Origin of the sequence: Mucilaginibacter sp. SG564 (genome assembly GCF_013149275.1) — a bacterium.
Taxonomy (GTDB): Bacteria; Bacteroidota; Bacteroidia; order Sphingobacteriales; family Sphingobacteriaceae; genus Mucilaginibacter.
Genome location: NZ_JABGNA010000006.1, coordinates 102,785 through 118,187, shown reverse-complemented (window position 1 = coordinate 118,187; position 15,403 = coordinate 102,785). Strand labels below are relative to the sequence as shown.

Sequence of the window (15,403 nt, the reverse complement as noted above, 5' to 3'; positions counted from 1 at the left end):
ATGATATAAACGACTCGGTTGATTATATAACCTTATCCGTTGACTACTTCACCACCGTTTACGTGGATGACCTGGCCCGTTATAAAAGAAGCATCATCTGAAGCCAGAAAAACATAGGCAGGTCCAAGTTCCGAAGGCTGCCCTGCCCGTTTCATGGCTGTTTCACTCCCAAAACTTTTGATCTTTTCCTCATCGAACGTGGATACGATCAGGGGTGTCCATACCGGCCCGGGAGCAACAGCATTTACACGGATCTTTTTTTCAACGAGATTTGTTGCCAGAGAGCGCGTAAAGGTGGTAATAGCTCCTTTAGTCGAGGAGTAATCAATCAGCGAAGGAGAGGAACGGTAAGCAGTTACTGAGGTGGTATTAATAATACAGTCACCGCTGCGCATATGAGCTACTGCCGCCTCAGCGAAGTAGAAATAAGCAAATATATTGGTGCGAAAAGTAATGTCCAACTGTTCGGGGTCAATCGCTTTGACATCTTTCTGTGGAAATTGCATTCCCGCATTATTAACAAGTATATTCAGTTTTCCATATTTCCTGACCGTTTTTTCGACCGCGTTTTTGCAAAAGGCGGCATCTTTCACATCTCCTTTGATAAGCAGGCAATTTCTGCCAGCGGCTTCCACCAAATTTTTGGTTGTTTCGGCGTCATGATCTTCATCGAGGTAAACGATGGCTATGTCCGCACCTTCTTCGGCGAAATGAACGCTGACAGCCCGGCCGATGCCGCTGTCACCACCTGTGATCAGGGCTATCTTGCCCTGAAGTTTGCCGGCAGCCTTGTAACTATCCTTAATATATTCCGGTTTCGGATCCATCTCCGCTTCAATACCCGGCTGGCGATCCTGTTTTTGTGGCTTTTTTGTTTTCGTTTCCATATCGGTCAAATGTTTTTTCCTTCAAATTGCTTTTCAATTTTAGCCCAGAAAGGCAGATCAACTATTTGCATAAACTCATCCATACTTACCGCGTTAGGTTTAGGGAGTGGTTTGCCATGCCTTAAATTACCCAATGCTTTTTGGATGGCGTGAGCCACCTGGAAGATCACGGTAGTTGGGTATAAGATCATCGAATAACCCATATCACCCAGGTCTTTTGGCGATACCCAGGGTGTTTTGCCTCCGTTTTCCAATACACTGGTGGCTAAGGGTGCCCCTTTCAATTCTTTTCCGATCTTTTCCAGTTCGTCTATCGTTTCCGGACCTTCGAGATAAACGCCATCCGCACCAGCATCCAAGTAGCTTTTTGCACGGTCGACAGCATTATCGATCCCTTCGGGATCAATGGCATCTGTACGGGCGAGGATAAAGAAATCCATACCATCACGTGCGGCCATGGCTGCTTTGATTTTTTGTAACATGACTTCGGCATCGATCACTTTTTTATCGCCCATATGTCCGCATTTTTTCGGAGGTTGCTGATCTTCCATAAACATGGCGGAAGCACCCAGGCGGATGTATTCCTGAACGGTACGTGTAACATTCTTCACATCACCATAGCCGTCATCAACATCAAGCAATACCGGCAGAGGCGAAGCTTGCATGATCCAGCCTGCAGAGAACTTCTTTTCGCCGAATTTTTCCAGGTCTACATCTGGTATCGCGTGTGTAGCTCCGGAAAGCGCATAGCCGCCGATCTGGTAGGCATCAAAACCGGCCAGCTCAATCAGGCGGGCTGTCAGCGCATCATGTGCAACGGGCAGCTGCACCGGTTTGTCTGCTGCGGCCAGCATGGCTTTCCAGCTCTTTCTTTTGGCGATCGTGTGTTTCATTACGCACCTGGTTTGAGTACTACTTTAATACGATCCTCTTTATTGGCAATTCTGCCTGATTTGTGAAAAATTACTGCTTGCATCATACAGATTCATTCTTTGATAAATGAGTAAAATTAGCGGCGGCTGAAAGTGGGCGGGAATGGCAAAATAATCTGAATAAATTACCACCAATATTATTCCAGTAGTGGACATACGGATAAAAATATTTTACATTTTAGCTATCTATACTTAAAATTATTTCTTTTTAATTTAATAATTGTACTAAAATCGACTATATGTGTCATTAATTTAGAACAGAACTGTTCAATGAAGTATAGAGGCTGACGAGATGATTCCTAAGGTTTCAATTTAAGCTTTAACGAAATATCAAGAAGGTTGATTGTTTAAAACCCAATGTAATAACCAGTGTTATTACATTGGGAAAATTGAAGTAACCTTAAATTTAAAAGCTATGTCAGGAGTTAATAAAGTTATCCTGGTCGGCCATTTAGGAAAAGACCCGGAATTCAGGTATTTGTCGGATAACGCTGCAGTTTTAAGTTTTCCACTTGCTACGTCCGAGTTGATCATCAAAAACGGTGTTAAAACAGAACATACAGAATGGCACAATATCGTGATGTGGCGTTCGCTGGCGGAAGCTGGTCATAGATCGCTCCGTAAAGGAAAGCTGATCTATGTAGAAGGTAAATGCCGTACCCGCTCTTTTGAAGATAAAGAAGGTATCAAACGTTACACTACGGAAATTATTCCTGAAACCTTTACCCTTTTGGGACGGGGCAGTGATTTTGAAATTAATGAATTACTGGAAAATGTGGCTCATTCACAGAAGTAGAAGTATTCACGTACCACACACGCTTTGAGAGGGAAATGGACGTCATAATCTGTTGTCCGGTGCCTTCGGGATGCTGCATTGCTAAACAAAAATAGCCTTCGCCGTATTCTGCGAGTTTCAATCGGCCAAATTTACTTAAATCTCTCCTGCCCAATCATCGTCATTACTTCCCCGGTTAACAATGACAGAGACGATCCATAATAAGGTCCCGGTCAGCAATAGCTCTTTATGCTGCTCGGGAAAGGCATCAGCCGAATGGCTCACTATCCGTAGTACGTCAAAGATCAACAAGCAGATCATCATGGAGACGATCAGTGTTCTAAATAAAAAAAATTTATCCATCATTCCATTTCCTCCAGGTTCTTTAAGCGAAAAATCTCTTTTGCGATCAATTTACAATTGTAAGCCAATTCATGCAGTGTGCAGCAGATGGTTTTGACCTTTACCGGCAGTTCACCGACGGTTTCCATGAGGTCAATATGTAAAAGGCAAGAATCTTTTAAATTTTGGTTGCCTTTTAACTGGCTGAATAACTCATAGGCGGTACCGCGGTCGTCACCAAAGAAGTACTGTCCATAGTCGACAAAGCCCCGCGGTGTCTTCAGGCTTAACAAGATATAGAATTCTGTTTTCATAGCAGTTATAATGAAAGAGCATCACAAGAGGAACACTTGTCTTTTTAACGCTGGTGCATATCAGATGATGTCCGGTTAAATGCAGTCACCCGGCCATGTGTTTAGGCGTCGGCAGGGGCGGTTAAACCGAATAACTTTAAATTTAAAGTCCTACTATAATTAAACTGACTTCTTAGTACATCCTGAAAAAGGCCGCCATGACGGCAGCCTTCCTGGATGTATGATGGAATCGGTTATTTTATCTCGATCTGCCTGCGTATGCTTTTTGCTTCTTCACGTTTGGCAATATCGATGCGGAGGATACCATCGGTATAACTCGCGTTGATCTGGCTGTCATCCGCGCTTTCCGGCAGCGTGAAGGAACGCACGAAAGAGTTGTAGCTGTATTCACGCTTGCTGTAATTTTTTTGATTGTCTTCCTGACTGGCAGTTTGCTCAACAGCAATGTTCAGCACGTTGCGTTCCAGGTTCAGTTTGAAATCTTCTTTCTTCAGGCCCGGCGCAGCCAGTTCCACATGATAGTTGTTTTCCGTTTCGCTGATGTTGACGGCAGGTACGCGGGTTACCATACGGTCATTGAAAAAAGTGTCATTAAAAATAGAATCGAAAACATCACTAAAACCTGGTAATAGTGAACTGTTTCTTTTGTCGGGATTAAATTTAACCAATGTCATAATTTTTTCTTTTAATTGTTTTTAAAGGATCAAACCATTTATTTATTAAACTTAAAGAACGATTGTTCGACAGTGTTACTACAAGTGAAATGCCAAAGCCGGAAATGGAATTAAAACTGAAATTTTTGCAGCGGGCATCTGAAAAATTTACAGCTTCGCTGTCAGATTTTCATCGGCCAGACGTCTTTCAAAGGCTTAAAACCTTTCTGTGTTTTTAAGGTTATTATTAGATTAAATCAAATAGCAAGAGCCACTGAACAGATAATGCCGTTTTCTGGCCGCCCCGAATTCTAATGACCAGACTTCAGCATTCACAAGAATTATCAACCCTGCAATCTATATTTGAAGGCATTGACGACGCAATATTTTGCCATGACCTTGATATGCGGATTACCCATTGGAATCCGGCAGCTGAACGGTTATTCGGCTATAGTCTTGAGGAAATAATCGATGAATCTGTTTACCTCCTGATCCCGGAAAACCGGCAGCAGGAAAAAAGTGATATCATGCGTGATATTATAGAAGGGAAGCAGATCGGGCAATTTAAAACGATTCGCAGAACCAGGGAAGGCGTTGAAATCCCCGTGTCTATAACTATTTCGCCTATCAAAGACCAGGAGGGACAAGTTATAGGATCGTCCCAGGTTGCGCGCAGCATCATTGAAGAAAATGCTGCCGAAGAAAAGCAGGCCAGGCTGGCTGCCATTGTCGCCAGCTCGGACGATGCCATTGTCGGTAAAAGCCTGCAGGGCATCATCACCAGCTGGAATATCGGCGCGGAAAAAATGTTTGGCTATACGGAGCAGGAGGCCATCGGTCAGCATATTTCATTACTAATACCGCCGGAACGCCTGGATGAAGAAGACATTATTATCCGAAACATTCGTGCCGGAAAAAAAGTTGATCATTTCCAGACTATCCGCAGAACCAAAGGTGGGCAGCAGTTGCACATATCGCTAACGGTGTCTCCCATCCTCAATAAAGCGGGCGAAATCATCGGGGCATCCAAAATAGCCAGGAATATTACAGCGCAGAAAGAAGCGGAACGATCCATCGCTAAAAGTATGGAGCGTTTGGAAATCCTTAATTCGATTAGTAAAAGTATTAACGAGGACCTTGATCTGCAACACATCTTACAAAGAGTGACCGATGCTACTACCAGGCTCACCGGCGCGGATTTCGGTGCTTTCTTCTATAACCGGGTGGACCAGGCGGGCGAATCCTATTGGCTTTATACCATTTCCGGGGTGCCAAGGGCGGCTTTTGAGAATTTCCCTATGCCTCGCAACACGGCTGTCTTTCACCCTACTTTTAGCGGTGAGGGCGTTGTCCGGGTTGATGACATTACGAAAGATCCTCGTTATGGAAAAAATTCGCCATATTTTGGTATGCCCGAAGGCCACTTACCGGTTGTGAGCTACCTGGCGGTTCCGGTTATTACTCATTCGGGCGTGGTCATCGGTGGCCTTTTCTTTGGTCACCAGCAGGCTGGCATTTTTAAAGAAGAGCATGAGGACCTGGTTGTTACTGTAGCTTCACAGGCTGCCGTTGCCATAGATAATTCCAGGCTCTTTGAGGAAGTAAAGGATCTGAGCAATAAAAAAGATGAATTTATCGCCCTGGCCTCCCATGAGCTTAAAACGCCACTGACTTCGATGAGTGGTTTTTTGCAGATATTAGAAAGAACGGTTCCGAATGGTATTGCCAAAAGTTTTGCAGAAAAGGCGCTGAAGCAATTGGCCAAGCTCAACGAGCTGGTCAATGACCTGTTTGATATATCTAAAATCCAGGCAGGGAAACTACAGTTGAATTTTGAACCTTTTGATCTTTCTGATCTTTTGAACGAGATCGCCGATACGTTTGGGCAGACGCATGCCGACTATAATTTGAAAATGTCGGTAGACGGAGAACTTTTGGTATCAGGCGATAAGATGCGCCTGGAACAGGTACTCACCAATTTACTGGGTAATGCCGTGAAGTATGCGCCGGACGCCAGGGAGGTAAGCATGATGGCTATCAGGACCGGGAGTGAGGTTCGCATCTCTGTGAAGGACCAGGGCCCTGGTATTTTGCCTGAAAACCAGCAGCACATTTTCAGCCAGTTTTATCGTGTTAAAGAGCAGGAGCGAAAGACCTCGGGGCTCGGTCTGGGACTTTATATATCCAAAGACATTATTGACCGGCACGGCGGCAGGATCTGGGTAGAAAGCCCCCCGGGTCATGGAGCGACATTTATATTTACTTTACCAGCTTTTACAAACTAAAACAGCCGTATAGACGTATATCACATATAATTGAAATTGTATGTCCACGAAAAAAGTGTTTGTTGTTGAAGACGATGAGGACATTAGGTTACTCATTGATTATATCCTAAAAGATGATCTTTACCAGGTGCAGCTGTTTCCAGACGTAAACACGCTTAAGAAGGGCCTCTCCCTGGAATTACCGGCTTTAATTGTACTCGACATTATGTTACCGGACGGTGATGGCGTCGAAATCTGCCGGCAATTGAAGGAGGCTGCGGCAACCGCTCATATTCCGGTTCTGCTGATGTCAGCGCACCGGAGCAAGCGGGAAATCCCTGGAAATACCCATAGCGACGGATTTATCAGCAAGCCTTTTGACATCAATCGATTCAAGGCGAAGATTGATGCATATATGATGGCTTCGTGATCCTGGAATAGGGATGCAAATGCCGAAATATAATATAAATTGTTGTGTCGAGGATTCTTGCTTTGATCAATTCGACCGAGGGCTTATAGTGGATATAGTTGCCGTTGGCAGCGTCAGCAAAAACGTTGATCCCTCACCCTCAATGCTTTCCACCTGTATCCGGCCGTTATGGTCATCCATCACCTGTCGGCACAAGTACAGGCCAATACCAAAACCTGATGTGTTGGTGGTGAATTTATTACGAACGCGGTAAAATTTTTCAAAAAGACGCTCCTGGTCCGCAGGCGAAATTCCATAACCTTCATCCCGAATGGATATCTTTACTTCATCGCCTTCCTTATAGCATCTGATTTCAATGCTGCTGCCTTGGGTAGAAAATTTGGTTGCATTACTGAGTATGTTGAGCAGGACAGAGCCGATCTTTTCTCTGTCGGCATATACCAGGATATCTTCGCAAAGGGTAATGTCTATCGAATGTGTGCCGTTGGCGGTGAAGACTACCTGGTCTACCATCTCTTTTACCAGTTCACTGATGTAAAAATGATCGCAATTCATATCCATTTTACCGGATTGGAAACGGGCAATATCGAGGAAACTATTGATCAACACGTTCATTTTTTTGATCTGCCTATACGCTTTATCTATCTCTCCGGGAATGAGCGCTTCAGTATCATTTTCAAATTTGAGCTTGAGCAGCTGAATCATGGTACTAAGGGTCGTCAGCGGTGTTTTCAGCTCATGGCTGACGATACTGATAAAGTCATCCTTGCGCAGCTCTTCCAGTTTTCTATCTGTAATGTCGAGCACAGTGGATATTCCGGAACCGTTGACCACTGCGTTTTAGAAAGATGTTACTGGCGATCCTATTACACTTTGACCATGCTAACTTCCTGAATTACATATTTGAAATTTAATATCCAGCAACACAACTCATTGATCTAATGGACCCAGATCAGCATGGTCAAGCATGCCGGAATATCCACGATATACAAAAAAAGTTTCATGAGAAGTCTAAATTAGTTGTTTTTTTTATTGCCTGACTAATAAAATATCAGCAAAATGATCAACAGCTGTAATCTGGCTCACGATCATTTGCTTCGAGGAAATGGATAATATATGAAAATTATATGGCCCTTGCGAGCCTGTTGTATATATTATCCCGCCTGCTACACTGTATGTCATATCCCCGTCAAAACTGGTACTGCCCTTCCCGTTCTGACCATAACTATAGGTAATATTTTGGGCGGTTACGTTCCCTGGCGTGGCCGTTAACTGTCCGTTTTGATTAACATAAGCGGTATCAAGAGTTGCCTTCCAGGTTCCCATAATATCAGCGGCTGTTACTGTTTCGGGGTTAAGACCTGAAGGAGGTGTTGGAGATGCTGGATTGTTGTCCTTTTTTGAACATGCAATCATTAACGAGGCAGCTAATAGTACGGGTAATAATTTTTTCATGCAGCAATGATTTTTACTTGAACAAGTGAAAATAGTTAAATGTTTAGAATTGTGTCGTTGTCGATGTTGTGATCACAGGTGCTCCGAAAATTATTCGGGCGGGGCTTTAAGGAAGCTGTCTACTTTTGCGGATCATCTCTGCACATGATAACGAAGTCTTTCATCAACACTTTTTCTATTAATGATCAAAGTTGGTATTTGTACGGATTGAGCCAAATGATTATCGCCATAGAGTTCCTGTTTACTCTGTACATTAAGTAGAAAAAGTTGTCGTTGCCATACCCGCAGTGAAAGCGTCACTCGGATTTCCCACCAGCTGGCTTTCATCCAGACGATACCTCAACCGGCCCTTGACCAGAAATCTTTATTAGCGCGGATACGCCGCAAGTATGAATACAGCCCATAGAAGACGGTGATGCCGCTTATGCTGAAGAGAAAACTGGTGCGCATTGCTTGGCTATTACAAACATGGCAATGTACTGATCAGTCGTTAATCACTGGCTTGAAAAGCAGCTGTTTCCAGGTTTAATAACGTGCACCAATTTTTGTCATTAATACGTAATGTGGATGTTCCGGCATGCTTGACCATGCTGTTCCGTGCTCTTTAGAGCAACGGGTCGTGTTAATGTGTTTTAAACTTAGCTATCTTAGTCAATAAGATAGCATGGTCAAGTGTAACGGAACGCTGTGAACTCTTTTTTTTCGGAATGCATGGTCAAGCATGCCGGAACATCCAATTAAGGAACTCGCCACCTCTGTTTTGGTCGAATTTTATCATTGCAAGGGGGCAGGAGGCGCCGCACCCGGTAATCGTGTCGGAGACGTATACGAAGTCTGCGGCAAGGTGGTGAAACCAGGATTATGGACAAATACCATTGTGTTACCGGATAAGATTGGAAAACTTACCAAAGCTAATCCATCAACGATCGTAGTTGGCAGTACAGCTGAGTTGACACGCTTGTTCTCATTAAACAAGACCTTTAATTACAGGATTATTGTGGTGCAGCCCAGTCTGTTGAAAACAGATATTGCTCCCCATATTTCTGAGATATTGGCTGCTGCCGAATCTTATGTATAAAACGGTGATGCCATACGTTTTAATTTGTTGGTATCTTAATTTAAAACAACTACACCTTTTATATTAGAACTTTTCAACCTGACCAACCATGACCATCGAAGAGATTAGCGAATGCTTAGACGAGGAGATTAATTACATACTAACTAATGCGTTTGCGTGTGAAGACTAAGCGGGATGTGCTCAGATGGTTGGAAAATTTTGAGTCTTCAGATTGGTTGGATGCGTTGCAAATTTTGGAGAAGGTGACATTTGTAAGTGAGGCAGATATGTTCACTGTCTTTTAAAGTCAATATGATAAAGGAGGAGCCCATATGCTTACCTCCTTTATTTATTAATCGATTTTTAATAAGTTTTTTTAATAACCTGGATTTTGAACCAACTTTGGGTTTTGCGCAATAACCGGTTGCGGAATTGGGTTGAGGTACATCCTTTGTTGAAAAACGTGCGGATGATTTAAAGGGACAACTTCATAAGTCCAGACACCTTTATTGTCATTTGGAGAGCTGTTGGTGATTTTCATTGCATGTTTGTCAACATTCATCACATCAGACGCGATCTTCCAACGAATTATATCATAAAAGCGTTTGTTTTCAAAACACAACTCTACTCTTCTTTCCCTATAAATTGCATTACGCATCTGGCTTTGGCTAAGACCTCCCTCAAGATTGGACAGATCAGATCTGTTCCTGATCTTATTTATGGCATCATAAACGCTCGCGTCGGGTCCAACTGCCTCATTTTGTGCTTCGGCATAACCCAGTAAAACCTCTGCATAGCGCAAGTAAATATAATTGGCAGCACTAACGCTACCTCCGCCCGGTCTTACTAGTGGATTAAGTTTCTTTTTGAAATAATAAGCGGTATTACTTACATCATCACTGCCAAAGTCTATTTGGTTTTTTGATGGATGCACCTTATCAATGCGGGTGTAAATAGTATCTCCCTGAGGCATCCAATCCATTTTGTATGGAGCTCCGTCATAAACTATCCAGTCATAAAAACGCTTTTCGCGGTTGATGTAGGGCTTTTGAGGATTATAACCTGATGTTGGATCGCTAATGGGTTTGCCGTTTGCCATGCTGAACTGATCAACCAGTTCCTGTGTTGGATCATAGTTACCCCAGGTATAGTAAGCACCAAGTATCCATACCGGGCCCCCAAATTGCTCAAAGGTCGAACCAATAACGTTTGATACGGCCTGTCTGTCGAAAATAACTTCAGAGTTGTACTTATTGGTTTCATACCATAGCGAGGCAGTATTATTAAAGAGGCTATATGGATTACCGTTGCCGTATTTATCAATAAATTCTTTAAAAGTCGCGGCGGCTGTTTTCCATCGGTCGGCATTGTAATTACCGAATCCAGCTATCTTTTGAGGGTCAGGGCCTACAGCCGGTGTAGCTGCGTTAAAAGCCGGGCTGGCCGCATATAGTTCTATCCAACCCTTAAGTGCAAGAGCTGCGCCAAGGGTTACTCTTCCGGCATTCGCATCACCCGGGCCATATTTTATTGCCAGGAAGCCATCGTTAACAACAGCACCAAGTTCGGAGGTAATGAAATTAAATGTTTCTTCAAAGGTATTACGCGGTTTATACAATTCTGTACTATCCTGGCTCCGGTTCTGCGTATTGGTGATCACGGGTACCCCGCCAATGTGCATCCAAAGCCCGGTGTAGTAGAAAGCCCTGAGAAATCTAACTTCATCTATGCGTTTATTATACCAGCTTTCCGAGAAATTAGCCTTATGAGCCTGTATTTCTTCAATAAAAGTATTGCACTTCCTTATCGATTTATAGGAGTCGGCCCAGTTTAGTTTGTTAAGATCTGCCGGGCCAACGGTAGTGCCCCATACATCATAATTTGTTGATGAAGGGTCGATGTTCCCCTGCTTAAAATTCCAAGAGCCGTAATAATTGCCGGCATCATTATCGTCGGTAAAGTTGTCTAGGTTTTCAGGAGAATTATAATAGTTAGGCAGGCTGCCGTAAATATCATTCAAAAAAATATCCGCATTGGATTCACCAGACCACTGCGTGATTTCATTCAGTTTGGTTTTGTCGGTGTTTTCTAAAATATTTTTTTTACACCCCTGGAAAGAAAACAGAGCACCTGCTATAAACAGTACAGCAGAAGCATATTTTAATTTACTTTTCATACGCTAAGTTGATTGAATTAAAAGGCTGCATTAAGACCGAATACGTACACTTTCTGATTCGGATAGGCTACTTCGTTCGACTGATTCGTGTCGCGGTTATAGCCTATTTCAGGATCTTCAAATTTTAATTTACTCAAGGTGAAGATGTTTTGTCCTGAAACGTAAATCCGAAGTTTTTTCATGCCTATTTTTTTTGTGAAAGCCGAAGGCAGTGAATAACCGAGCATTGCTGTTTTTAACCGGAGATAGCCTGTATTTACAATCCAGAAATCTGACCCTTGAGTATTGTTTGAATAGGGAGATTGTGTAGCCCGAGGATATTTGGCGCCTTGATTTGACGGTGTCCATCGGTTATCATAATATTCATAAGCCGAATTGCTGTTATTATTCAAAAAAGGTACGGTTTGGAAGCCTTGAACATTATAGCTTGCCAGTGCAGCCCCCTGGAAAAATAAACTGAGATCAACGTTTTTCCAGGTTACTGATGGCGTAAACCCATAGGTTATTGCCGGTGTCATCGGATGGCCGATAACAGTTTCATCATAGGAATCAATTTTACCGTCCGGAGCACCGTTCGGACCGCTGATATCGGCATACCGTATATCACCGGGGTGCAAAACACCAAACTGAGTTACATTGTAGCCGTCGCTGGCGTCTATTATACCATCACCGTTTTTATCGTCACTGGTTTTAAAAATCCCCAGGGAATGATAGCCAAACATGGTATTCAACGGACGTCCTGTTCTGCTTCTGTTTGGCGAATTCCTGGTAACTGCAGTTTCAAATACCTGCACCATTTTGTTTTGTGCGTAGCTGAAGCTCCCGCTTATGGCAAGTATCAGGCCGTTTAAAAACTGATGCGATGTTCCTGCGGTAAGCTCGAAACCATGATTTTTCATTATACCCGCATTTTGCTGTGCCAGATCTAATCCGTATTCCTGCGGGACAGTTATAGCTGGCGGTAGCAACATACCTGTTCTTTTTTCCATGAAAACATCCCCTTCTAATTTTAATAGACCTTTCCAGAGTGTTGTCTCGAAACCGATGTCTGTTTTTGTGGATATCTCCCAGGTAATGTTGGGGTTGGCTTCTTGTTGTAATGATGAGCCTTGAACCAATCCTGCATTACCAAAAGCATAAGCATTTCCGGAAAGATTATATGCATTCAAATATTGAAATGCAGTGCCCGCAAGGTTTCCCGATTTACCCCACGACCCTCTTATTTTCAAATAATTGACCGTTTGATTGCCGGCCAGGAAGTCTTCATTTGATAAGACCCAACCTGCCGAAAAGGCTGGGAAATAACCCCATCTTTTACCCGGCGCAAAGTAGTAGTGTCCGTCATAGCGCCCCGATGCCTCTAAAAGATACCTGTTGTCATATGCATAACTTACACGATACACATAACCGAGCTGGCTGCCGGTTGAGGAGGATCCGCTGTTGTCAAAATTATTTTTATCGGAGCTGCCAAGGCTCAGTTCATCAATGTCAATCGCATAGTTATTCCTGGTAGCGCCAAAATTAAGTTGTTTGTTGTTTTTCTCTTCAGCCACAACAAGTCCGGTAATGTCATGTTTACCAAACGCGTGGTGATAATTCAAATAGGCTTGATAGGTAAAGCTGTTATTTTGATTATAATTCTGGTTTAACCATGTGTAAGACGGAGCAAGGCCTTCTGCTGTTGATATCTGTTTAGTGTATGTATAAGGTGTTGTTGTCAGATTAACTGAATAATAATAATAGGGGGTATGCCAATTTTTATCTACCGTGTTATATGGGTCATAGCTAAATGCGCCTTTAATACTTAGCCCATCAATGAAAGGGAGTTTTTGCTCTACAGATATGGTGCTGAGCATATTAGTTGTAGTACGACGGGCATAACCGGCCTTCAGGATACTAATGGGAGCATTACCTGCAAATTCACCAGGGAGGCCATTAGAATAGATCAAGGCCGCAATAGGTACAAATTTATAGATCCCTCTGTATAAATTGTCTGCCGTGGTTGCAGCATCCACATTATTAGTGTTTTGAGTTGAACCACCAAGCGATAAGGAAATGGTTGTAGTTGAGGTTGCGCTGACATCGAGGTTTAAGTTGTAATTATACCTTCTGTAGTTAACCGGATCAAATAAGCCTGACTGATTTATATACCCTAACCCTGCAAAATATTTTACATCTTTTGTCCCGCCGCTTAATTGCATGTTAACCTCTTGCATTGGAGAGCTTTTCTTGGGAACCTGGTTTTTTGCATCACTGATAGGGTACCTGTCAGGGTCTTTAGCATGCAGGTTATTATAATTAGCAATCAGGCCTTCGGCAAACGGAAGCGTTGCACTGCCCGGGTTTTCATTCAGGTATGCTTCATTTCTGAGTTTCATATAGTCCTGGGCATTTAAAGTGTTAGGACGATAGGTAGGAGATTGAATGCCGTAGTAAGAATTCAGTGATAGGGTGGGCATACCGGTAAGCCCTCTTTTTGTAGTGATAAGGATTACGCCATTAGCTCCGCCTAAACCATACGGGGCCACAGCTGCCGCGTCTTTAAGGATGGTAACCGATGCTATTACGTTGGGATCTACTTCATTGATATTATTACGTATTACACCATCAATTACAACTAAAGGCGCATTACTACCGGTAGTTGCGATCCCCCTGATATGAATATCAGGATTATCATCGCCCGGGCGACCGCTTGCAGGTCGCATACTCACACCGGCGACATTTCCGGCCAGAGCATTGGAAATATTGGGCACGGGCGATTTGGTGATCACATCGCCTTTTACGGCTGATGCCGCCACCGTTGCCGATGATTTTTTTTGGCTACCGTAACCAATAACGATTACATCGCTAAGTTTTGACATGGCAGCCGCCAATGTGATCACTAATTTAGTTTCACTGGTTACTTTCACTTCCTGTACATCATAGCCTATGTAACTAACCAATAACACTGAACCCATTTTAGGTACGCTAATGGTAAAAGTTCCGTCGGTTTTACTTACGGTAGAGTTATGTGTTCCTTTTTCGGTAATGGTTGCACCTGTTAGGGGCTTTTTGTTTTCATCATAAATAACACCGCTAATTTTAAAGGCTATTGGCGCTACATAAGTGGTATTTTGTTTTTCTGGTGCTGATGTAGGGTGTTCGGTAGCATGGGTTTTCTGGCAAATGGATAACATAAGCCCAACAGGTGCTAATGTAAAAGCCAATCGACGGACCTGCCTGTAACAGCCAAGCGGGCGTGATAAGGTAAATGTTTTTTTCATGGTTTTTTTAGGTTTGAACTTAATTGGTTGTGGTTCTCTGTCAATTTGTGGTTCGCTTTATTTTTATTATCTCCTTTCTTTTTAGTGCAGGGATATCGCCATTTCATCTGCTTAAAACACGCTTTAATGAAGTCGTTTTATCCGGCTAATTGCTTATCGGAAAAATACGGACACAGGATTTTCGATTGTTTCTGCAGAAGCAATACCCTGTGTTGCACGATAAATTTTTAAATTCTGTTCATATTGGTTTTCTCATCGATAAAAGTTTAGATAATTTCAATCGATTGCGAAAGAAGATCATCGACGAGGCTTGGAGTAAAATTATGGGAACAGATATTGTTCTTTATGCAATAAAATGATAAATTAATGCAACATATGTTCAGAAAGTTGCTGTTTTTTAGGATGTTACTATTTGTGCAAAATGCAATTAAATATGTTCGTAAATTTTTTTAGGATGGATTTTTTTTTCAGCTGGTCAGGTTAGCCGGAAAAAAAATGGATAACTTTCTATGGCAAAAAATAGTACAATCGTCTATGTCCGGAAATCGCGAGCACATCAGGCGAAGGATAAGTTTATACCACGGTACCCCAAAATATGCGTAAGCGGATATTCTGGAACTAGGTCTTAAATTATTCCTGTTTAGTTTTTTGAGTATGAGTAAACATTTGTTGTATAACTATAAACATTTGTGCTTTCCTGTTCTTTTTTATCACGCTAAATTTACCTTATCCATGAACCGTAGGTTTTGGAAAAGCAGATATTGATCACATCTGTTCGCCAGGTCTTAAATTTAAAGTGTATCCTGTTTAAAGTTAAATAAGAAATATTGTTCGCTGACTATAGGTTAACGTTTG

At 42.6% G+C, this 15,403-nt stretch carries 13 protein-coding genes; 4 read left to right on the top strand and 9 right to left on the bottom strand.

The genetic code is table 11. The features are described 5' to 3' along the window. Positions 1 to 32: 32 nt before the first annotated feature. Both FHW89_RS14990 and FHW89_RS14985 read right to left on the bottom strand, forming a co-directional pair. Positions 33 to 887 (bottom strand): SDR family oxidoreductase, encoded by an 855-nt coding sequence (locus tag FHW89_RS14990; RefSeq protein WP_172335876.1) that lies wholly within the window; start codon positions 885 to 887, stop codon positions 33 to 35. Positions 888 to 892: 5 nt separating this feature from the next. Next, positions 893 to 1,780: an oxaloacetate decarboxylase gene (locus FHW89_RS14985; RefSeq protein WP_172335875.1), complete on the bottom strand. Its 888-nt coding sequence runs from the start codon at positions 1,778 to 1,780 to the stop codon at positions 893 to 895. A 454-nt stretch (positions 1,781 to 2,234) separates the two neighbouring features. On the opposite strand from FHW89_RS14985, the gene FHW89_RS14980 reads away from it, so the two are divergent. Further along, a complete protein-coding gene (locus tag FHW89_RS14980; protein ID WP_172335874.1) occupies positions 2,235 to 2,615 on the top strand; it encodes a single-stranded DNA-binding protein in 381 nt (126 codons plus the stop codon). Positions 2,616 to 2,750: 135 nt separating this feature from the next. Here the strand turns inward: FHW89_RS14980 and FHW89_RS14975 are convergent, their stop codons facing one another. From FHW89_RS14975 to FHW89_RS14965, 3 genes are all read right to left on the bottom strand, one after another. Continuing rightward, positions 2,751 to 2,918, bottom strand: coding sequence for a hypothetical protein (locus FHW89_RS14975; RefSeq protein WP_172335873.1), 168 nt, complete (start codon positions 2,916 to 2,918; stop codon positions 2,751 to 2,753). 38 nt (positions 2,919 to 2,956) lie between these two features. Beyond that, a complete protein-coding gene (locus FHW89_RS14970; RefSeq protein ID WP_172335872.1) occupies positions 2,957 to 3,250 on the bottom strand; it encodes a hypothetical protein in 294 nt (97 codons plus the stop codon). A 233-nt stretch (positions 3,251 to 3,483) separates the two neighbouring features. Further along, the gene (locus tag FHW89_RS14965) at positions 3,484 to 3,924 is read right to left on the bottom strand and encodes an Hsp20/alpha crystallin family protein (RefSeq protein ID WP_172335871.1); all 441 of its coding nucleotides are present in this window, start codon (positions 3,922 to 3,924) and stop codon (positions 3,484 to 3,486) included. A gap of 293 nt (positions 3,925 to 4,217) precedes the next feature. On the opposite strand from FHW89_RS14965, the gene FHW89_RS14960 reads away from it, so the two are divergent. Then, the gene (locus FHW89_RS14960; protein ID WP_172335870.1) at positions 4,218 to 6,188 is read left to right on the top strand and encodes a PAS domain S-box protein; all 1,971 of its coding nucleotides are present in this window, start codon (positions 4,218 to 4,220) and stop codon (positions 6,186 to 6,188) included. Positions 6,189 to 6,228: 40 nt separating this feature from the next. Further along, positions 6,229 to 6,597 carry a PleD family two-component system response regulator gene (locus tag FHW89_RS14955; RefSeq protein ID WP_172335869.1) on the top strand — a complete coding sequence of 123 codons (369 nt, stop codon included), beginning with the start codon at positions 6,229 to 6,231 and terminating at the stop codon, positions 6,595 to 6,597. Between the two features lie 66 nt (positions 6,598 to 6,663). On the opposite strand, the gene FHW89_RS14950 is transcribed toward FHW89_RS14955, so the two are convergent. Beyond that, positions 6,664 to 7,404 (bottom strand): HAMP domain-containing sensor histidine kinase, encoded by a 741-nt coding sequence (locus FHW89_RS14950; protein WP_172335868.1) that lies wholly within the window; start codon positions 7,402 to 7,404, stop codon positions 6,664 to 6,666. Positions 7,405 to 7,626: 222 nt separating this feature from the next. Then, positions 7,627 to 8,052 (bottom strand): hypothetical protein, encoded by a 426-nt coding sequence (locus FHW89_RS14945; protein WP_172335867.1) that lies wholly within the window; start codon positions 8,050 to 8,052, stop codon positions 7,627 to 7,629. A gap of 721 nt (positions 8,053 to 8,773) precedes the next feature. Here FHW89_RS14945 and FHW89_RS14940 point away from each other — a divergent pair. After that, positions 8,774 to 9,130 (top strand): hypothetical protein, encoded by a 357-nt coding sequence (locus tag FHW89_RS14940; RefSeq protein WP_172335798.1) that lies wholly within the window; start codon positions 8,774 to 8,776, stop codon positions 9,128 to 9,130. Positions 9,131 to 9,485: 355 nt separating this feature from the next. Here the strand turns inward: FHW89_RS14940 and FHW89_RS14935 are convergent, their stop codons facing one another. After that, entirely contained in the window at positions 9,486 to 11,285 is a 1,800-nt protein-coding gene (locus FHW89_RS14935; RefSeq protein WP_172335866.1) for a RagB/SusD family nutrient uptake outer membrane protein, read from the bottom strand. A gap of 17 nt (positions 11,286 to 11,302) precedes the next feature. Then, positions 11,303 to 14,548 carry a TonB-dependent receptor gene (locus FHW89_RS14930; protein ID WP_216650582.1) on the bottom strand — a complete coding sequence of 1,082 codons (3,246 nt, stop codon included), beginning with the start codon at positions 14,546 to 14,548 and terminating at the stop codon, positions 11,303 to 11,305. Positions 14,549 to 15,403: the final 855 nt, after the last annotated feature.